Below are 19,092 nucleotides of genomic sequence, written 5' to 3' on the forward strand. Positions count from 1 at the left end.
GCATGAATGAACAGCGCCGCTATTGCAGGAGTCAAAACTCGTTTGGTTTAAGCTCGAATATCTAACCACTGAGCTTCGATGTAGTTGCAACACTCTTGTTTTGACCTCGGTCCAAGGATGGCTTGCCAACCAGCGGGAATGGCTTTGAATTCTGGCCATAAACTGTATTGATTATGCGAATTGATCAGCACTAAAAATTGATGCTTAGATTCATCAAAAGGGTTGGTGTATTTTTCTGACATATTTCTCTCTACCGCTGAAAATTAAAGATAAGGTTCTAAAACATATGACAAGCCATCGATGATCCCGCCGCGCCAACAGAGTCGATCATGACCGCCGTCAAACAGACGAAATTGAATCCGATGCTGTTGTGAAGCCAACTGTTGGTATAGATCTCGACTTAAATCGATCATGATGTCTTCGCCACTGCCCACTTCGAGGAAAAGCGCAAGACGTGAATTGGCACCTAAACCTTGATGTACCTCTTGGCTCATTTTGCTTAATCGCGAGTCGCTTTTCGGTGGACAATATTCACTGGGGGGTTTAACGATCGAGAAATCGGGCCACCAAAATGAACCCGATTGACAAACCACAGAACCGAATCGCTGCGGCCAGTGTAATGCTGCGTACATTGCCGCTAAGCCTCCTAAACTCTGGCCTACGATCACCGTTTGGTCTGCATCGCGGGTTACTCTGACGCGCTCGTTAATCGAGGGGAGTAACTCCTCCATCACGGATTGCCAAAACAGCGGATTACAACTGAGATCATCACTGCGTTGTTGAGCGCTAATTTCATCAATCAACACATAGAGCGCCGCTGGAAGCTTTCCACTGTGGGTCGCCTGTGAAAGAGCCTCATAAACCGGCATCGATTGAGACCAAAAACGGCCATCGAGCATCAATACCAAAGGTAACGGCTCAGTAGTGGGTCTTTGCGCGGTCGAATAAAGCCAAATCTCGCGCGATGTACCGAGCAAAGTGCTGCGCCAAGTAAAGGTCGAATCAGCACTTTTGAAGCACTGACCTTGCGCTGAATCGAAACCGAGCCACTCTGTTTGCGTAAGCGCTTTAGGCATATGACAAGGTGTTTTCGCGCGCCCCCACTCGCATTTTGTCAAATCATTTTGAGCCAGTGGATCAGCGCAACTCAGTGGAAAAATGGAACGTAGCCATTGCCGATGTTGGTGGCGCATTGCATCATATGAACCTTGGTAACTCGGCTGCACTAACGCTTCTGGGACAGGAATAAAAGAGTACCCTCCTCGCCAACTCTGTTTGACGCTATCGATATAAAACCACACATCGGTATTATCGATATGAGTAAACTTCGCCATCGAAAAACTGTGATGATCGGTGACACCATTAATATCAACGTAGATCGCTTTATTTGCGGCCACACTCTGCTTCGGCTCACGCCATAAAAAAAGCAACTTTGCATATTCACCATTTATTTCAATCACATAAGGCATGCCGAACGATTGCACATGTGCCCACCAAGGCTCGTCACCAATAGAGCCGCCCTCTTGAATAAAACGGGCCAATACCTCATTGAGCTCAGCCCTCTCTTGTAAGCTCTCCTGATTAACAGCCATCACTAAAACCACCCCATATCAAGCCTAGTATTTTTGAAACATAGAAGCTAAGTAGCATAAAACTGCATTGATGATATTGCAAATAATAACAATTATCATTAACATTACAACCAGCAACAGTTGATTCGATAATGGTTGCAGCAACATCATTTTTTCTATTAAGGAACTTTTAGGTCATGAAGCCCATGGATATGAATAACGGTAAGGCAGTCAGAAATATCAATAAGACTCAACTCGCCACACTGATTGGCATCCTCTGCGTGAGTACTAGCGCAAATGTTGTCGCGGAACAGCTCGAAAAAAAAGAGCCACAGAAAAAGCAAGATACTGTGGTTGTGGTGGGTGAGAAATTGGGAGGAACACTGGCCGAAAACACCAGTTCGCTCACCCTATTCACCGATGAAGTGGATGATGGTGAAAGCCGAGATTATTACGATCTGCTCGACCGCGTACCAAACGTACTCAATGCACCTTCGGGCATTCCACACATTCGTGGGGTCGATGGACGTGGCCCTGGCGAAGGTTTTCTGACCTTCATGACAGGCGCAACACCGCGCGTCAATACAACGGTAGACGGCGTGTCTGAATCTTGGTCTGGAGAAGCGTTTGGCAAAGCTGGACTGTGGGATACAGAACAAGTGGAAGTCTATAAAGGGCCACAATCCACCAACCAAGGCCGCAATAGTATTGCCGGTGCGGTTGTGATCAAAACTAAGGATCCAACGTTCCACCGTGAGGGTAAAGTTCGCGCTGGTTATGAAAATGAAGACAGTAAATATCATCTCGCAGGGGTCGTGTCGGCACCTCTGGTTGAAGATACTTTAGCGTTTCGTCTTGCCGCCGAAGGTACCAAAGGCAATACCCCTATCGATTACTCTCTGCCTAACGGCGATCAGTACCCTTGGGATCCTTCCGAGCTCGAATCCTATAATGTCCGTGGTAAATTATTGTGGAAACCCCAAGGAAATGACAAGCTAACAGCCAAGCTAACGGTTGGTAGCCGTAATGAAGAGGGGCAATATACCAACTTCGTTACCAAGCCGGGCACACTTGAACTGCATAGCAAAAGTGGCACGCGTCGCCAAGAAACCAAAAGCTGGAATATCAACCTAGACGTCAATTATGTGATTAATGATGAACTGACAACGGATATTTTAGTCGCCCATCGTAACTACACCACCAAGTTCAAAGCTTATCCTGATACTAATTGGTATGGTGATGTGGATGAAGATAACTACACCGCAGAAGCAAAGCTTACATATCAATCACTTGATGAAAAGTACAATGCGATTCTAGGCCTAGCCAGCTTCTTCAAAGATCAATACACCGAAACAGACTCATTAAAACGTAAAGATGAAGTTTTAACCAACTCAATCTACTTTGATTCAAGAATTCGTTTGGATAATCGCTGGCAGCTATTATTAGGTGCACGTTATGAAAGAGATGAACTGAAGCGAGATTTCGATCACGCTACCCTACCACTCGATTTTAAAGCCGATGAAGATGACGGCATCCTATTGCCTAAGATTGGTCTATTACTTGATGTCTCAGATCACTCAACTCTCGGTCTTACGGCCCGTAAAGGCTACAATGCTGGTGGATTAGGCTATAACGAGTACAAAGAAGAAGTTTTTGTTTTTGAACAAGAAAAAGTCTGGAGCTACGAGCTAAGTTCTCGTTCAAGCTTCCTGGATGACAAGCTGGATCTGACCGCTAACCTGTTCTACAACGACTACAAAAATTATCAAACTTCGGTCTCTGGTGACAGCGGAAAACGCTTCGACACCTATATCACCAATATACCGAAAGGGAAAACTTACGGTACGGAAGTTGAAGCCTCTTACTGGTTTGATTCTGGGCTCGACCTGTTTGCGTTTGTCGGTCTTCTTAAAACGGACATCAGCGAAGGACCAAAAGGTACCTCTACCAATCTCTCAGGCAATGAGTTCAGTTACGCTCCTAAACTGTCTGCAGGTGCGGGCTTTACGCAACACTTAGATTCTGGTCTATTTTTTGGTGCTCGTGTTAACCACGTTTCCGATTACTATACCGATTTAGCCAACACAGAGAGTAAAACGGCAGGCGATTACACCGTGTTCAATCTGAATGCAGGTTACACTCTCAACGATTTGACGATTCGCGCTTACGTGAAAAACGTCACTGATGAAGAGTACGTGATTCGCCAGAAAAGTGATCTCTACGAAGTCGGCGGTCCACGCACCTTTGGCATAGTCGCTGATTACCAGTTCTAGTTAATAACTCTGACTCACTCTCCTAGACATCAACACTTTGTTTTTGACTGGGGGAGTGATTTTTCACTCAATCTTAGATAAACGTCACCACGCAGGCGACGCATCGAACAAGTTCACTCACTCGATAGGTAAAATAGGCATGCTCATCATTCCAAACTGGCCATCTTTCATCCAATACCACCAGCTTGAAGTGAAGTATCTACCTGAATACAAAAATAAACTTGAAGAGCAAGGGATCTCCCTACCCTCTTCTTTAAACCAAGCCGTGCTAAAACGCCATTGTGAATTTTTAGCTGGCAGGATGTGTGCAAAACACTGCCTAACCAAACTGGATCAATCACAGTCGCTAACGTTAGAGATTGGCAAGGGGAACCAAGCGGTTTGGCCGCAAAATATCGTAGGCTCAATATCCCATTGCCATGGCTACGCTATCGCAGCCGCCACTCACCAGACTCAAGCGTGTGCCGCTCTTGGTATCGATATTGAACAACTCATACGAGATGAATGGCTCAGTGATATTCGCCAGCAAGTAATGACACCCGCAGAGCACATTTTTGCTCATCACTTTGCCCAATTAGCGAGCTTTATTACGTTGATTTTTTCCGCGAAGGAATCGATTTATAAAGCCATTTATCCATGGGTTGAACAGGTTCTTGATTTTCACGTGGTAGAACTGATCCATGTTGACAAACACGCCAAACGACTCATTTTTCAGATTCACACTGATCTTCATCCTTTTTTAAACCCGTCATGCACAATCAGCGTTGGTTACCACTGGCCTGACAGTGAGTATGTACTGACTTGGTGTTATTTAAGTCAAGCCCATTTTTCGACGCATAAAAAATAGCCGGCTGACACTGCTTTATAACGCCCCATATCAACCTAATACTGGCGCAGCAGCGTACAAAATTCCGTCAAAGGTATAAAACCTTATCTTTCCTTGGTTGTTATTCGCTTGGCAAAGCACGATAATCACCAGATCGGAACTTAAGACTTATATAACTATGACCGAATATTTTTTGTTATTAATCGGCACTGTACTGGTCAATAACTTTGTACTGGTAAAGTTTCTAGGGCTATGTCCTTTCATGGGCGTATCAAAAAAACTAGAAACAGCAATAGGGATGGGGTTAGCGACGACTTTCGTGCTAACTCTAGCGTCAGTGTGTGCGTATTTAGTAGAAAGCTATGTCCTTAAACCATTAGGTATTGAGTACTTACGCACCATGAGCTTTATTTTAGTGATCGCCGTGGTGGTTCAATTCACCGAAATGGTGGTACACAAAACCAGCCCAACGTTATATCGCCTGCTCGGGATTTTCCTTCCTCTTATCACCACCAACTGTGCGGTACTTGGGGTTGCGCTTCTCAACATCAACGAAAATCATAACTTCATTCAATCCATTATTTATGGTTTTGGGGCCGCGGTTGGGTTCTCATTGGTATTGATTCTGTTTGCTTCCATGCGCGAACGCATCGGCGTAGCCGACGTACCAACGCCCTTCAAAGGCGCATCAATTGCTATGATAACCGCAGGTCTTATGTCACTCGCCTTCATGGGTTTTACAGGATTGGTGAAGTTGTAATATGAGCACAATACTCATCGCTATTCTTGCACTTGTCGCATTGGCCGCTGTGTTTGGCGCTATCTTAGGTTTTGCCTCTATTCGCTTTAAAGTAGAAGCCGATCCTATCGTCGATCAGATTGATGCGATTTTACCTCAGACACAATGCGGTCAATGTGGCTATCCGGGCTGTCGCCCTTATGCACAAGCCATTGCCAATGGCGATAAAATCAACAAATGCCCGCCCGGCGGCCAAGCAACCATTGAAAAATTGGCTGACTTAATGGGCGTTGAAGCCGAAGAGTCTGCGCATGATCTTGATAATAAGGTCAAAACCGTTGCCTTCATTCATGAAGATATGTGCATCGGTTGTACAAAATGCATTCAAGCTTGTCCCGTAGATGCCATTGTTGGTGGAACTAAGGCTCTGCATACCGTGATCAAGTCAGAATGTACTGGCTGTGATCTGTGTGTTGCTCCCTGTCCAACGGACTGTATTGAAATGATCCCGGTAGAAACTACGACCGATACTTGGAAGTGGCAAATGAACGCGATTCCTGTTGTTGATGTTACCGACTCTGCCTCACGTGCGCAGAAAAGCGTGAATTAAGGATTGGTATGTTGTCATTAATAGAACAAATCAAAGCTGGCACTCTCTGGAACTTCCCAGGAGGCATTCACCCGCCAGAAAATAAACAGCAATCAAATAAAACGGCACTGACTCATGCCGGTATACCGCAAGAAATTGTATTGCCACTCAAACAGCATATTGGCCGAGCCGGTGATTTACTGGTCAGCGTTGGCGATAAAGTACTCAAAGGCCAACCACTGACACAATACACCTCAACCTTCATGTTGCCTGTACACGCTTCAACCTCTGGCATCATTACCGCCATTGAACCGCGCACCACGGCGCACCCTTCTGGGTTAAGTGAAATGTGTATTGTCATCACGCCTGATCAACAAGATGAGTGGGCAGTGTGCGCACCACTGGCTGATTATCGACAACACTCCCCAGAGCAATTGATTGAAATCATTCGTCAAGCTGGCATCTCTGGGTTGGGCGGCGCCGGTTTTCCTACTGCAAAAAAAATGCAATCAGGCCTCGCTCGCACTGATATTTTGATCATCAACGCCGCCGAATGTGAACCTTACATCACGGCCGATGATGTACTCATGCAGCACCATGCCGCAGAGATCATCGATGGGATCAGTATTGTAGAGCACATTCTTAAGCCCAAATTAACCATCATCGGTATTGAAGATAACAAACCTGAAGCAATTCAAGCGTTAGAAGCCGCCGCAATACATAAAGACATCGTGATCCGCGTGATCCCAACCAAATACCCTTCAGGTGGTGAAAAGCAGTTAATTAAATTGCTGACCAACCAAGAAGTGCCTGCGGGTAAAATTCCAGCCGATATTGGCTTGATGGTACAAAATGTTGGCTCTATCTACGCGATTAAACGCGCCGTCATGGATGGCGAACCCCTGATTAACCGCGTAGTCACCTTAACGGGCAATACGTTTAAACAGCCCCGGAATGTCTGGGTTTTATTAGGCACACCCGTACAATATTTACTCGAACAATTTGGCTATAAGGCAGATAAAAAATTACCGCGTCTTATCATGGGCGGCCCGATGATGGGGTTCACCCTGCCTCATTCGCAAGTTCCGATCACCAAAACCACCAACTGCATTCTGGCACCCACTCGTAAAGAGATTGCCTCTTCACAACATGAAATGGCCTGCATTCGCTGTGGTCAGTGCGCGGAAGCCTGCCCGGCCTCCTTATTACCTCAGCAACTGTTCTGGCACGCGAAAGCGGAAGAATATGATAAGTGTGAAGAACTGAACCTCAAAGATTGCATTGAGTGCGGGGCTTGTGCTTATGTTTGCCCCAGTGAAATTCCATTGGTGCAATACTATCGTCAAGCCAAGGCCGAGATAAAAACTCGCCAACAAGAATCAGAAGCCGCTGAACGTGCCAGAGTACGTTTCGAAGAGAAAAAAGCACGTTTAGAACGCGATAAAGCCGATCGCGAGAATCGTTTCAAAAAAGCAGCCGATGAACGTCGTCAAGAGATGAAACACACAGGCGGCGACGATGCGATTGCAGCGGCCATTGCTCGCGTTCAAGCGCAAAAAGCACAAACAGAAAACAACCCAAGCACCGTAAAACCCGCCGTTGCTGCGGCTATTGCTCGCGCTAAAGCCAAGCAAGCCGAAGCACGGCAAGCAGGTCAAGTCGAGCCAGATAACGCTGAAATGGTTAAATTGCGCGAAGAGCGCAAACGTCAAGCTCGCGAGAAAAAAGCGCAGCAAACCAGTGCTGATGCGCCACCAGCAGAAACTGGTGATGATAAAAAAGCGGCAGTCGCTGCCGCCATTGCTCGCGCGAAAGCGCGCAAAGCAGAACAGCAAACGGTGCCGAGTGAACCTCAGCCAACACTTGAACCTGCACCTGCTCAACCTGAGGATGCAAAAAAAGCGGCAGTCGCTGCCGCCATTGCCCGCGCCAAAGCACGCAAGGCAGAGCAGCAAACGGCGCCAAGTGAACCTCAGCCAACGCTTGAACCTGCACCTACTCAACCTGAGGATGCAAAAAAAGCGGCAGTCGCTGCTGCCATTGCCCGCGCCAAAGCGCGCAAGGCAGAGCAGCAAACGGCGTCGAGTGAACCTCAGCCAACACTTGAACCTGCACCTGCTCAACCTGAGGATGCCAAAAAAGCGGCAGTCGCTGCCGCCATTGCACGCGCCAAAGCGCGCAAGGCAGAGCAGCAAACGGCACAAGCGAAAAACAATCATAATTCTGAGGAGAATAATTAGTGGCCTTTTTTATTGCCAGCTCCCCCCATGCACACAGCAAACGCAGCACATCAGAGCTGATGAAGTGGGTCGCCTTGTGCGCCTTACCGGGGCTTATCGCGCAGAGCTACTTCTTTGGTTGGGGTACTCTCATTCAACTAATGCTCGCTATCATCATCGCTTTGGCTTTTGAATCTGCCGTTATGCTACTGCGTAAGCGCTCACCACTGTTGGCAATCAAAGATTACAGCGCCGTGGTCACCGCTTGGCTTCTGGCCATTGCCATTCCTCCGATGTCCCCTTGGTGGGTTATCTTTATTGGCCTTATTTTTGCCATCATTATTGCAAAACACTTATACGGCGGACTAGGACAAAACCCATTCAACCCCGCCATGATTGCTTATGTGGTTTTGCTTATCTCTTTCCCTGTGCAGATGACCAGTTGGATTGCTCCAACGGAATTAGCCCCGGATCCAATCTCGTTTAGTGATGCATTTTCACTTATTTTCAGTGGCTTCAACGTAGAAGGTTTATCACTACAACAAATCCGAACAGGTATCGATGGTGTCACTATGGCCACCCCATTGGACGCCGTAAAAACCGGATTACATAACGGTGAGACTCTGCATGAAGCGATGAGCCAGCCTCAATTTAGTGGGTTAGCTGGGCTTGGCTGGGAATGGGTTAACCTTGCCTATTTAGCTGGCGGCTTATTATTGATCAAACTACGTGTGATCAACTGGCATATCCCGATTGCGGTGCTGTGTGGTTTAGTAATGGCAAGTGCTTTCACTGCGCTTATTGAACCGGGAGCAACCGCCTCACCCTTGTTTCATTTGCTCTCGGGCGCGACTATGCTCGGCGCTTTTTTCATCGCAACCGATCCAGTCACCGCTTCCACAACCGTCAAAGGTCGCTTAATTTACGGCGCATTTATTGGCATGATGATTTTCATTATCCGCAGTTGGGGAGGCTTCCCTGACGGGGTAGCCTTCGCTGTATTACTTGCCAACATGTGTGTCCCACTGATTGATTACTACACTAAACCTCGAACCTACGGGCATTAAGGAGCGCTATGTTAACCGCCATTCGCAATAACGGTTTGATTCTCGCTATCTTTGCCTGTGCTTCAACAGGTGTTGTAGCGTTGACCCAATACCTAACAAAAGATCAAATAACCAAGCAAGAGCAGATTCAACTGCAATCGATTTTAAACCAAGTGATCCCGCACAGTTTGCACGACAACGAACTGTACAAATCCTGTACACTGGTGACTGATCCTGCACTTGGTACAGACCAACCTATGCACGCTTATATTGCCACACAAAACGGTGAACCGAGTGGACTGGCTATTGAAGCCATCGCACCTGATGGCTATAACGGCGCGATCAAGGTAATTATTGGCATCAAGCACGATGGCACCATCACAGGGACTCGCGTTCTGTCTCATCAAGAAACACCGGGGTTAGGTGACAAAATAGATTTACGCGTCACTGATTGGATATTGAGCTTTACTGGCAAGCAAGTCACTGAGCAAAATATCGAGACTTGGAAAGTGCGCAAAGATGGGGGACAATTTGATCAGTTTACTGGAGCGACGATTACTCCGCGAGCCGTCGTCAAAGCGGTGAAAAATACCGCTCAGTTTGTGAATCAACATCGAGAAGCACTATTAGCACAACCTTTTGACTGTAAAGGAGCCAGCAATGAGTGATCATAAGACACTGATTAAAAATGGGATGTGGAGCAACAACCCTGCGCTCGTTCAACAACTTGGACTGTGCCCTTTACTAGCGGTTTCTTCCACTGTCACGAATGCGCTAGGTTTAGGCGTTGCGACATTGCTGGTTCTCGTCTGTTCAAATGTCACCATCTCATTAGTACGAGATTATGTCCCCAAAGAAGTTCGTATCCCTGTGTTTGTGATGATCATCGCCGCACTAGTAACTTGCGTACAACTGTTAATGAATGCCTACGCTTACGGCCTGTACCTATCGCTAGGGATCTTCATTCCTCTGATTGTGACCAACTGTATCATCATCGGTCGCGCCGAAGCATTTGCCTCAAAAAATGCAGTGTTGCCTTCAGCACAAGATGGATTTTGGATGGGCATGGGAATGACCACTATTCTGGTCATTTTGGGCGCACTGCGTGAAGTAATTGGCAATGGCACACTGTTTGATGGTGCTGATTTATTACTGGGTCATTGGGCAACCATTTTACGCATTGAGGTCTTCCATTTTGACAACAGCTTCTTGCTTGCGCTCTTGCCGCCTGGAGCGTTTATTGGTGTTGGCTTTTTGATTGCAGCTAAAAATATCATCGATAAAAATCTGGCTGCTCGCCAACCTAAAGAACAAAAGCCCGTCATAGAACGAGCACGCGTCACTAACGCTTAGCGAAATCATAAGGAAGTTTTCCAAACGATGAATAATGTCAAACGAGTCGAGATCCTCGAGCGCTTACGGGCCAATAACCCGAAGCCAGAAACCGAGCTTAAATGGAGCACACCGTTTGAGTTACTGATCTCAGTACTGCTTTCCGCTCAAGCGACTGACGTCAGCGTTAATAAGGCCACTGACAAACTTTACCCTATTGCTAATACGCCACAAGCCATCTTTGATCTTGGCGTTGATGGGCTAAAGCAATACATCAAAACCATTGGTTTATTCAATTCCAAAGCAGAAAACGTCATCAAAACTTGCCGTATATTATTGGATCAATACGCAGGAGAAGTGCCAGAGAGCCGTGAAGCATTAGAATCGCTGCCCGGCGTTGGCAGAAAAACGGCCAATGTGGTATTGAACACCGCTTTCGGGTGGCCAACCATCGCCGTTGACACGCATATTTTCCGTGTTTCAAATAGAACCAAGTTTGCGGTGGGTAAAAACGTTGATGAAGTGGAACAAAAGCTGCTCAAAGTCGTCCCTAAAGAATTCAAAGTTGATGTTCATCATTGGTTGATCTTACATGGTCGCTACACCTGTGTCGCAAGAAAGCCGCGTTGTGGCAGTTGTATCATTGAAGATCTTTGCGAATTCTCTGATAAAACTGACCTATAAAATTTAACCAGATCCCCAAAAGACTCAACTCTGCAAGTAGGCAGTAAGTAAACGAATTCCTTTGAACATAGATAAACTCTGTGATTGGAGTGGGTGAACGTAAGCCAACATCATCGCCACAGTGGTCGGGTGGAGATAGATATTTCATCAGAAAGTTAGGAGCTCAACATGTCAAATAGTCGTATTTTGCACACCATGCTACGCGTAGGCGATTTAGAAAAATCGATCGCGTTTTACACCAAGGTCATGGGTATGCAACTGCTTCGTACTAATGAAAATACAGAATACAAATACACATTGGCATTTCTGGGTTATGGCGATGAATCTCAGGGTGCGGTGATCGAACTGACCTATAACTGGGGCACCACAAGCTATGACCTAGGTAATGCTTTTGGCCACATCGCCATTGGTGTTGAAGATGTGTATACCACCTGTGACGCGATTAAAGCGGCTGGAGGTAATGTGACCCGTGAAGCTGGCCCAGTAAAAGGTGGCACCACACATATCGCTTTTGTGAAAGATCCTGATGGTTACATGATTGAACTTATCCAAAACAAACAAGCATCAGCAGGTTTAGAAGGATAAGCCTCTTTGCGGCATCGGCTAGTTATATAAACTAGATGCGTAAGGTTTCCCGGATAACATCACAAAAAGCAGCCTTTGAAATGGGCTGCTTTTTTACTCTAACGTTATTAGATAATTGTTCGACCCAGTGAAATAACCACACGACGGTTTTTATCTTTGCCAATGGGTGATGCATTGTCGGCAATCGGCCTGCGTTTACCATAGCCTTGCACTTGGATACGATCCTCAGGTAACCCCAGTGATTTAAAGTAATCTCTTAATACCTCAGCCCTACGCTCAGAAAGATCCTGGCTCACTCCTCGACTATCAACAGAGTCGGTATAGGTAGAAACCAACACCAAATCAATATCTTGGTTATAGCGAATATAGTCAGCAATTTGCGCAAGCCGTTTTTGCGAAGCTTTATTGAGTTGTACATTATCGCGGTCGTAATGCAGAATCGTAAATGAGATATCTTCAAAACTGTACGTCAGCAAATTGCTCACACAATCGCTAAACACGTTGTACTTCTCTTGAAAAAGAACCGACGAGAGAGCCACTTCAATGCGCTGATCTCGGCTTTGCCAATCTTGGTAGCTAAAGGTTGGATAGCGTCCTTTTTCCAATTCACTGAGTAGGCTCCAAGCGGTTTGACCACCGATGTAACCATCGAACTGTTTGAAGAATTGCAAATTGGTAATACGGTCTGCACTCTCACCCGGACGCCAACTCGGTGGTAATGACACTAAACTTACATTGCGAGTTTCGCCCATTGGACGACGCATTTTGAGTTCGAAATCGAGGTTAATCTTCTTATTCGCACGTGAAGAGAATTCAGCGTCACCGTAATTGGGGATCGGATGGACCAAACGGCACTCTAAAGGGGTATTCGTCACCATCTGCCACGTAGACTGCTGTGGTGTTGCCACATAACGCTTATCCATCGCCATAGGGGCAAAGGATGTCAGTATGCTGGTCATCACAATAGTGGCAGTAACCCATTTATTCATAACGATTTTATTCTCCGAGCGATACTACAACGATGGCGGAAAATTGCCGCTTCGCTTTCTATTGACTAAGTTAATGCAAAAATCTAGCCACATCACCACACTATCCAACGCATAGTGAAACCTGCATTTATTAACGTGTTTGGTTTTTATCGTAGAAAGAATCTGTAATAATGCCAGCCCTGTCACACAACCAAGAGCTAGCATGACTGAAGTAAATGAAGCATTGACACTGAAAAAGCGTTTCCGCGGTTATTTTCCCGTCGTCATCGACGTCGAAACAGCCGGTTTCAATGCAAAGACCGATGCACTATTAGAAATCTGCGCGATTACGTTGCGTATGGATGAACAAGGTGATCTGCACCCAGCATCGACGATTCACTTTCATGTTGAGCCTTTTGAAGGTGCCAACCTTGAAAAAGAGGCGCTTGAGTTTAATGGCATTCGTGACCCATTTAGCCCATTACGCGGTGCTGTCAGCGAAGCCGAAGCACTCAGAGAAATTTATAAGCTAGTCCGAAAAGAGCAACGCGACAATGACTGTAGCCGCGCGATCATGGTGGCGCACAATGCTACCTTTGACTTGAATTTCGTGATGGCAGCCAGTGAACGCTGCAAGCTAAAACGAGTCCCTTTCCACCCTTTTGCGACTTTTGATACCGCTGCGCTAAGTGGTTTAGCCTATGGGCAAACCGTTTTGGCCAAAGCGTGCAAATCCGCTGGGATGGAATTTGACAATAGAGAAGCGCATTCAGCGCTATACGATACGCAAAAAACAGCCGAACTTTTTTGCGGTATCGTCAACAAATGGAAGGCCCTTGGCGGATGGCCACTTGTTGAACCTTCAGAAAACAATAACAAGTAAACACAACTAACCGAGAAATATATGAATCCTGTAGTAATTTCTGTATGCATCATGCTGCTTCTTGCGCTGATGCGGGTCAATGTCGTCGTCGCACTGACATTTAGTGCGATCGTCGGTGGTTTAGTTGCAGGGATGAGTTTAAATGACGCTGTTTCTGCATTTGAAAGTGGCTTAGGTGGTGGTGCAACCATCGCACTAAGTTATGCGATGCTAGGCACCTTTGCCGTCGCGATTTCTAAATCTGGTATTACTGACTTACTGGCGCAAAACGTGATTAAGCGTATCCATGGCAAAGAGCATGGTGCGGCCACCACAGGTTTGAAGTATGCGGTTCTGGTCGCGCTGGTTCTAGTTACCATGTCATCGCAAAATATCATTCCTGTCCATATCGCCTTTATTCCGATTTTAATTCCACCGCTATTGGGCGTCTTTGCCAAGCTGAAGCTTGACCGCAGGCTGATTGCTTGCGTGCTCACTTTTGGCCTTATCACGCCCTATATGGTCTTGCCTGTCGGCTTTGGTGGGATTTTCCTCAATAACATCTTACTCAAGAATTTACGCGATAATGGCCTTGAAAACGTGACGGCAAGCCAAGTGCCGATAGCCATGCTGCTACCCGCCGCTGGGATGATTTTTGGCTTACTGGTCGCCATTTTCTTTACCTATCGTAAACCTCGCCAGTATCAAGAGACGGAACATACTGTCATTAATACCGAACCAAAAGCGATCAACAAAAAGCATATTTTGATTGCCGCGCTCGGTATTATCACGGCACTTGCCGTGCAACTGTCCACAGGTTCGATGATCATCGGCGCACTGGCTGGTTTTATGGTCTTCACTTTTGGTGGTGTGATTGCATGGAAAGAGACGCACGATGTATTCACCAAAGGTGTACATATGATGGCAATGATTGGCTTTATTATGATTTCAGCGGCCGGATTTGCCGCCGTGATGAAAGCCACCGGTGGAGTTGAGTCGCTCGTCGAAGCCTTATCAGTAAGCATTGGCGACAACAAAGCGTTATCTGCTTTATTAATGCTGATCGTCGGTTTGTTGGTCACTATGGGCATTGGTTCATCCTTCTCAACGATTCCAATCATCGCAACCATTTACGTGCCCCTTGCCCTCGCCTTTGGCTTTTCGCCTATGGCGACCATTGCGCTAGTGGGTACCGCTGCTGCGTTAGGCGATGCTGGCTCTCCAGCGTCAGATTCCACCTTGGGGCCAACGTCAGGCCTAAATGCGGATGGCCAACACGAACATATTTGGGAAACGGTGGTCCCAACCTTCATCCATTATAATATTCCACTGATTGTGTTTGGCTGGATTGCGGCAATGATCCTTTAGTCAAACCCTGTTAACGAGCACAAAAAAGGCTTCCTAGATGGAAGCCTTTTTCTTTGCAGCCTATTTCGGGAGATGCGCTCGATTACGCGCCTTCGTTATGAATCTCTAGGTTGGCGAGATCTTGCTGGATTTCTCGAACCGTTTTTGCATCGTCGCTGCGCATCGATTCAAGAAAATCAAGATACTGCTGATCAATATCGCCCGTGACGTATTCGCCGTTAAATACCGACGCTTCAAATTTTGCAATATCGCGGTTACCCATACCGACGGCATCCACTAAATCTTCCAGATTTTGGAAAATCAGAGCATCGGCACCAATTCGCTGCGCAATTTCATCGGCATCTCGACCATGAGCAATCAACTCGTTAGCACTTGGCATATCAATGCCATAGACGTTAGGGAAACGGATCTCAGGCGCGGCTGACACCATGTACACCTTATTTGCACCAGAATCACGAGCCATCTCAATAATTTGCTCTGACGTAGTTCCACGCACTATCGAGTCATCCACTAGCAACACGTTTTTGCCCTTAAATTCAGAACGAATCGCATTGAGTTTACGTCGCACCGATTTTTTACGCTGTTGCTGGCCCGGCATAATAAATGTGCGGCCAACGTAGCGGTTTTTGACAAAACCTTGGCGATATGGAATATCAATCGCTTGTGCAATTTGCAATGCGATATCGCACGAAGTCTCAGGAATGGGGATCACGACATCAATATCTAAGTCAGCAAATTCGTTCTTGATGCGCTCACCCAACTTTTTACCCATTTCTACGCGCGCGCTGTAAACCGAAATTTTGTCGATAAACGAATCTGGGCGGGCGAAGTAGACAAATTCAAAAATGCATGGGTTAAGTGTTGGATTATCGGCACATTGTTTAGTAAATAGCTGGCCATCAAAGGTCGCATACACCGCTTCCCCGGGGGCAAGGTCACGCACAAAATCAAAGCCGACAGCATCTAGCGCCACCGACTCCGAAGCGGCCATGTATTCGGTACGGCCATCGACTTCACGTTTACCTAAGCAGATAGGACGAATACCATGCGGGTCACGAAACGCGATCATCCCATGCCCAATGATCATCGCGACAACAGCATAAGCACCGCGAATGGTGCGATGTACATTGGCGACAGCACGAAACACATCTTCTGCGGTTACATTGCCTCTGACTGTATCAATTTCATGCGCCAAGACGTTAAGCAGCACTTCGGAATCTGAAGTGGTATTGATATGGCGACGATCTTTTTCAAACAACTTCTGGCGTACTTCGTTGGCATTGGTGAGGTTGCCGTTATGAGCAAGCGTGATACCGAACGGGGAGTTAACGTAGAAAGGTTGAGCTTCTGAGGCACTCGAACTACCCGCAGTAGGATAACGCACATGTCCAATACCCACCGTTCCTTGAAGACGCTGCATGTGTTTTGCTTCAAAGACATCTTTCACTAAACCGTTCGCCTTACGCAGACGGAAACGATTGCTTTCTATGGTACAAATACCAGCGGCATCTTGGCCACGATGCTGCAATACCGTTAACGCGTCATAAATTGACTGGTTTACCAGCGTTGTACCCACGATTCCAACAATACCACACATGTCCTGATCCTCGATTTGCGACAGTAACTGGCGCTAAATCGCGCCAGAGAGAAAACTTGATGTTGCTTGTAAGTGTTCAAAGAACGGCGCAATGATACGGCTAAATTCCGGTACCAATTGCGAGCTCTTCCACCACTCTGAATTTGGAAATGCGGTAAACGCATCCATAAAAAACAAGGCAGCTGAAACAATCAACACACCACGCAATGCTCCAAAAACAATGCCCAGTACCCGATCAGTTCCAGATAGGCCCGTTTTTTGTACCAATTGAGCAATCACATAGTTAATGATCGCTCCGACAATGAGTGTTGCAACAAACAGTGCTGCGATGGCCGCGCCATTACGAAACATGTCATCTTTGATATTTGAAAAATACACAGCAAGTTTTGCGTAGTATTGGCTGGCAATAAAAAATGCACCGAACCATATCACTAATGACAACGCTTCTTTAGCAAAGCCACGGACTAAACTGATCAATGCCGATAGGCCGATCACACTTAAAATGACAATATCTAACCAATTCATGAGTTCTACATCTTAAGTTGGCGCGCATTTTAACAGAAAAAAACGCGACGCAAACGTTTTCTTATGGGTTTAGTGGTTTAAATTTGAGCAATTGACCTTTTGCACCGGTAATTTTTTCCAGTTCTAAGAGTTGACGCTCAAGCTTGGTTTTGGAAACATCTGGACCAATAATGATCCGAGTGAAGCCATTTTCTTGCTTAGTATGAGCTTGATAACCCCGTTTTTGCAGATCTTTAACCACGGTTTTTGCGTTTTCGGCATTCTTTAATGCCATCAACTGAATGAGCCAAGCACTATCTTGGTAATCATTTCTTTCCGCTGTTTCTTTCACTTTCACAGTGAGTGGCTTGCTCTGCGTTGCTGCATCGCTCTGGTTAGTTTGTGCGATCACTTCAACAGGCGAATCGGGCAACGCGACTTGATCTTCAACGGGGTCGAGAATTTCAAACTTCTCTACGTCGCTGTCTAATTCAGGCTTAATTGGAATGCTGGCAATATCTTCTTTGTAGTGGGTCTTTTTGCCATCCAATACATCAGGCAACACTATCACCCCTATCGCCACCAATATAATTGTTCCTACCAAGCGGCTCTGAAACTTACTTGCCATTTATACTCCTTTGTTCTGCCAGTGCTCTAATACTTCACCCACAGTATGAAACGACCCAACCACGATAATGACATCATTGCTATCGGCTTGTGTCATCGCGGCTTCAAAAGCGCTGACTGGGCTAGCAAACGGTTTAACGCCAGGCTCAAGGTACTGACACAGTTCATTCGCTTGCGCGGCTCTAGGGCCACTTAATGAAGCAGGATACCAAACGTTAGCGATTGATTTCAGTTGATGAAGCGTGGCCTTCACATCTTTATCATGCAGCATGCCAATCACCACATGGACCTTTTTGTGTGCGTAACGCTGTTTGAGCTGCGCCACCAAATATTCGGCCGAATGGGGATTATGTGCAACATCAAGAATGATTTCTGGGCTATCACTGATTTTTTGCATCCGCCCAGCAAGTGTTGCGTTGCTAAGCCCATTGACGATATTGACATCACTCACAGCCAAACCGGAGCAGCCGAGTGCCATTAATGCCGTAGCCGCATTAGGCAAGGGCAAGCGAGGGAGCGGTAAATCAGATAACTCAAATGGACCACTTCGCCAATTCCACGTTGTTTCAGAGGCCAGTTCATAGGAAAACTGAATACCGACTTGGTACATCTCCGCACCAATATCATCGGCATGCGCTGCAACCGTTGGTGGTGGCTTAGGCTGGCCGCAAATAGCGGGTTTACCTGCGCGATAAATCCCCGCTTTCTCATAGCCAATAACATTGATGTCATCGCCGAGCCAATCCACGTGATCAATCGCCAAGCTGGTGATCACAGAAACATCGTGATCCACGATATTGGTCGCATCAAGTCGGCCACCTAGCCCAACTTCCAATAAAATGACATCCACCGCTTGCGTTTGAAATAAACGCAGCGCCGCCAATGTACCGAACTCAAATAGGCTTAAACTGATGTCACCCCGTTGCGCTTCAACAAAAGCGAAGGCTTGCGTATGCAGCTCATCGCTGAGCTCAAGCGCATTAATACGCACGCGTTCGTTATAACGGATAAGATGAGGTGAGCTATAAACGCCCACGCGATAACCTGCATCCAATAAAATGGCTTCCATTAATGCACAGGTCGAGCCTTTGCCATTCGTTCCAGCCACGGTAATTACGGTAGGTGCAGGTTTAATAAGATTCGCTTTTTGAGCCACAGCTTGAACACGATCCAAGCCAAGGTCGATAGCGGAGGTATGAATATTCGCTAAATAATCAAGCCACATCGCAAGAGAGGATGTGGCTTGTGGGATAAGGTTTTGAGTCATCTAACGTTTATAACCATTAAGCAGTTAGTGTGTTA

Annotated in this window: 19 protein-coding genes; 12 read left to right on the forward strand and 7 right to left on the reverse strand. The window is 46.5% G+C overall.

The window, feature by feature from the left end; all coding sequences use genetic code 11:
- Positions 1-47: 47 nt before the first annotated feature.
- Positions 48-242, reverse strand: a complete 195-nt coding sequence (locus PL85_RS09160; protein ID WP_013857274.1) for an MbtH family protein — start codon at positions 240-242, stop codon at positions 48-50.
- Positions 243-263: 21 nt separating this feature from the next.
- Positions 264-1,604, reverse strand: a complete 1,341-nt coding sequence (gene vabH, locus PL85_RS09165; protein ID WP_115339641.1) for a vanchrobactin esterase VabH — start codon at positions 1,602-1,604, stop codon at positions 264-266.
- A 164-nt stretch (positions 1,605-1,768) separates the two neighbouring features.
- Here vabH and fvtA point away from each other — a divergent pair, with 164 nt between their 5' ends.
- From fvtA to gloA, 10 genes are all read left to right on the forward strand, one after another.
- Positions 1,769-3,844, forward strand: a complete 2,076-nt coding sequence (fvtA, locus tag PL85_RS09170; RefSeq protein WP_115339640.1) for a TonB-dependent siderophore vanchrobactin receptor FvtA — start codon at positions 1,769-1,771, stop codon at positions 3,842-3,844.
- A 139-nt stretch (positions 3,845-3,983) separates the two neighbouring features.
- On the forward strand, positions 3,984-4,691 hold the full coding sequence (locus PL85_RS09175; RefSeq protein ID WP_017045634.1) for a 4'-phosphopantetheinyl transferase family protein: 708 nt from the start codon (positions 3,984-3,986) through the stop codon (positions 4,689-4,691).
- Between the two features lie 157 nt (positions 4,692-4,848).
- Positions 4,849-5,430, forward strand: coding sequence for an electron transport complex subunit RsxA (gene rsxA / locus PL85_RS09180; protein WP_010318463.1), 582 nt, complete (start codon positions 4,849-4,851; stop codon positions 5,428-5,430).
- A 1-nt stretch (position 5,431) separates the two neighbouring features.
- Positions 5,432-6,019 (forward strand): electron transport complex subunit RsxB, encoded by a 588-nt coding sequence (gene rsxB / locus PL85_RS09185; protein WP_013857280.1) that lies wholly within the window; start codon positions 5,432-5,434, stop codon positions 6,017-6,019.
- Between the two features lie 8 nt (positions 6,020-6,027).
- Entirely contained in the window at positions 6,028-8,238 is a 2,211-nt protein-coding gene (gene rsxC / locus PL85_RS09190) for an electron transport complex subunit RsxC (RefSeq protein WP_115339639.1), read from the forward strand.
- Complete coding sequence (rsxD, locus tag PL85_RS09195) at positions 8,238-9,284, forward strand: electron transport complex subunit RsxD (protein ID WP_013857282.1); 1,047 nt, start codon at positions 8,238-8,240, stop codon at positions 9,282-9,284. The genes rsxC and rsxD overlap by 1 nt, the downstream gene beginning before the upstream one ends.
- Positions 9,285-9,292: 8 nt before the next feature.
- A complete protein-coding gene (rsxG, locus tag PL85_RS09200) occupies positions 9,293-9,931 on the forward strand; it encodes an electron transport complex subunit RsxG (protein WP_013857283.1) in 639 nt (212 codons plus the stop codon).
- Complete coding sequence (locus PL85_RS09205; RefSeq protein WP_010318468.1) at positions 9,924-10,616, forward strand: electron transport complex subunit E; 693 nt, start codon at positions 9,924-9,926, stop codon at positions 10,614-10,616. The genes rsxG and PL85_RS09205 overlap by 8 nt, the downstream gene beginning before the upstream one ends.
- 27 nt (positions 10,617-10,643) lie before the next feature.
- Positions 10,644-11,279, forward strand: a complete 636-nt coding sequence (gene nth / locus PL85_RS09210; RefSeq protein WP_064624814.1) for an endonuclease III — start codon at positions 10,644-10,646, stop codon at positions 11,277-11,279.
- Positions 11,280-11,447: 168 nt separating this feature from the next.
- Positions 11,448-11,864 carry a lactoylglutathione lyase gene (gene gloA, locus PL85_RS09215; protein WP_013857285.1) on the forward strand — a complete coding sequence of 139 codons (417 nt, stop codon included), beginning with the start codon at positions 11,448-11,450 and terminating at the stop codon, positions 11,862-11,864.
- A gap of 107 nt (positions 11,865-11,971) precedes the next feature.
- Here gloA and motY read toward each other — a convergent pair whose 3' ends face one another.
- Positions 11,972-12,853 carry a flagellar protein MotY gene (gene motY / locus PL85_RS09220; protein WP_013857286.1) on the reverse strand — a complete coding sequence of 294 codons (882 nt, stop codon included), beginning with the start codon at positions 12,851-12,853 and terminating at the stop codon, positions 11,972-11,974.
- Between the two features lie 202 nt (positions 12,854-13,055).
- Here motY and rnt point away from each other — a divergent pair, with 202 nt between their 5' ends.
- Positions 13,056-13,715 carry a ribonuclease T gene (gene rnt, locus PL85_RS09225; RefSeq protein ID WP_010318472.1) on the forward strand — a complete coding sequence of 220 codons (660 nt, stop codon included), beginning with the start codon at positions 13,056-13,058 and terminating at the stop codon, positions 13,713-13,715.
- A gap of 21 nt (positions 13,716-13,736) precedes the next feature.
- Positions 13,737-15,062, forward strand: coding sequence for a Na+/H+ antiporter family protein (locus tag PL85_RS09230; RefSeq protein WP_010318473.1), 1,326 nt, complete (start codon positions 13,737-13,739; stop codon positions 15,060-15,062).
- Between the two features lie 82 nt (positions 15,063-15,144).
- Here PL85_RS09230 and purF read toward each other — a convergent pair whose 3' ends face one another.
- From purF to folC, 4 genes are all read right to left on the reverse strand, one after another.
- On the reverse strand, positions 15,145-16,659 hold the full coding sequence (purF, locus tag PL85_RS09235) for an amidophosphoribosyltransferase (RefSeq protein WP_013857289.1): 1,515 nt from the start codon (positions 16,657-16,659) through the stop codon (positions 15,145-15,147).
- A 33-nt stretch (positions 16,660-16,692) separates the two neighbouring features.
- Positions 16,693-17,184: a CvpA family protein gene (locus PL85_RS09240; protein WP_013857290.1), complete on the reverse strand. Its 492-nt coding sequence runs from the start codon at positions 17,182-17,184 to the stop codon at positions 16,693-16,695.
- 61 nt (positions 17,185-17,245) lie between these two features.
- The gene (locus PL85_RS09245) at positions 17,246-17,791 is read right to left on the reverse strand and encodes an SPOR domain-containing protein (RefSeq protein WP_013857291.1); all 546 of its coding nucleotides are present in this window, start codon (positions 17,789-17,791) and stop codon (positions 17,246-17,248) included.
- Positions 17,792-19,057 carry a bifunctional tetrahydrofolate synthase/dihydrofolate synthase gene (gene folC / locus PL85_RS09250; protein WP_115339638.1) on the reverse strand — a complete coding sequence of 422 codons (1,266 nt, stop codon included), beginning with the start codon at positions 19,055-19,057 and terminating at the stop codon, positions 17,792-17,794.
- Positions 19,058-19,092: the final 35 nt, after the last annotated feature.

The sequence above is a fragment of the Vibrio anguillarum genome (genome assembly GCF_001989995.2).
Lineage (GTDB): Bacteria > Pseudomonadota > Gammaproteobacteria > Enterobacterales > Vibrionaceae > Vibrio > Vibrio anguillarum.

Bases quoted from the DNA above. Each gene is read 5' to 3' on its own strand.
- PL85_RS09160 (WP_013857274.1), bottom strand. From the start codon at position 242: ATGTCAGAAAAATACACCAACCCTTTTGATGAATCTAAGCATCAATTT.
- fvtA (WP_115339640.1), top strand. From the start codon at position 1,769: ATGAAGCCCATGGATATGAATAACGGTAAGGCAGTCAGAAATATCAAT.
- PL85_RS09175 (WP_017045634.1), top strand. From the start codon at position 3,984: ATGCTCATCATTCCAAACTGGCCATCTTTCATCCAATACCACCAGCTT.
- rsxA (WP_010318463.1), top strand. From the start codon at position 4,849: ATGACCGAATATTTTTTGTTATTAATCGGCACTGTACTGGTCAATAAC.
- rsxB (WP_013857280.1), top strand. From the start codon at position 5,432: ATGAGCACAATACTCATCGCTATTCTTGCACTTGTCGCATTGGCCGCT.
- rsxC (WP_115339639.1), top strand. From the start codon at position 6,028: ATGTTGTCATTAATAGAACAAATCAAAGCTGGCACTCTCTGGAACTTC.
- rsxG (WP_013857283.1), top strand. From the start codon at position 9,293: ATGTTAACCGCCATTCGCAATAACGGTTTGATTCTCGCTATCTTTGCC.
- PL85_RS09205 (WP_010318468.1), top strand. From the start codon at position 9,924: ATGAGTGATCATAAGACACTGATTAAAAATGGGATGTGGAGCAACAAC.
- nth (WP_064624814.1), top strand. From the start codon at position 10,644: ATGAATAATGTCAAACGAGTCGAGATCCTCGAGCGCTTACGGGCCAAT.
- gloA (WP_013857285.1), top strand. From the start codon at position 11,448: ATGTCAAATAGTCGTATTTTGCACACCATGCTACGCGTAGGCGATTTA.
- motY (WP_013857286.1), bottom strand. From the start codon at position 12,853: ATGAATAAATGGGTTACTGCCACTATTGTGATGACCAGCATACTGACA.
- rnt (WP_010318472.1), top strand. From the start codon at position 13,056: ATGACTGAAGTAAATGAAGCATTGACACTGAAAAAGCGTTTCCGCGGT.
- PL85_RS09230 (WP_010318473.1), top strand. From the start codon at position 13,737: ATGAATCCTGTAGTAATTTCTGTATGCATCATGCTGCTTCTTGCGCTG.
- purF (WP_013857289.1), bottom strand. From the start codon at position 16,659: ATGTGTGGTATTGTTGGAATCGTGGGTACAACGCTGGTAAACCAGTCA.
- PL85_RS09240 (WP_013857290.1), bottom strand. From the start codon at position 17,184: ATGAATTGGTTAGATATTGTCATTTTAAGTGTGATCGGCCTATCGGCA.
- PL85_RS09245 (WP_013857291.1), bottom strand. From the start codon at position 17,791: ATGGCAAGTAAGTTTCAGAGCCGCTTGGTAGGAACAATTATATTGGTG.
- folC (WP_115339638.1), bottom strand. From the start codon at position 19,057: ATGACTCAAAACCTTATCCCACAAGCCACATCCTCTCTTGCGATGTGG.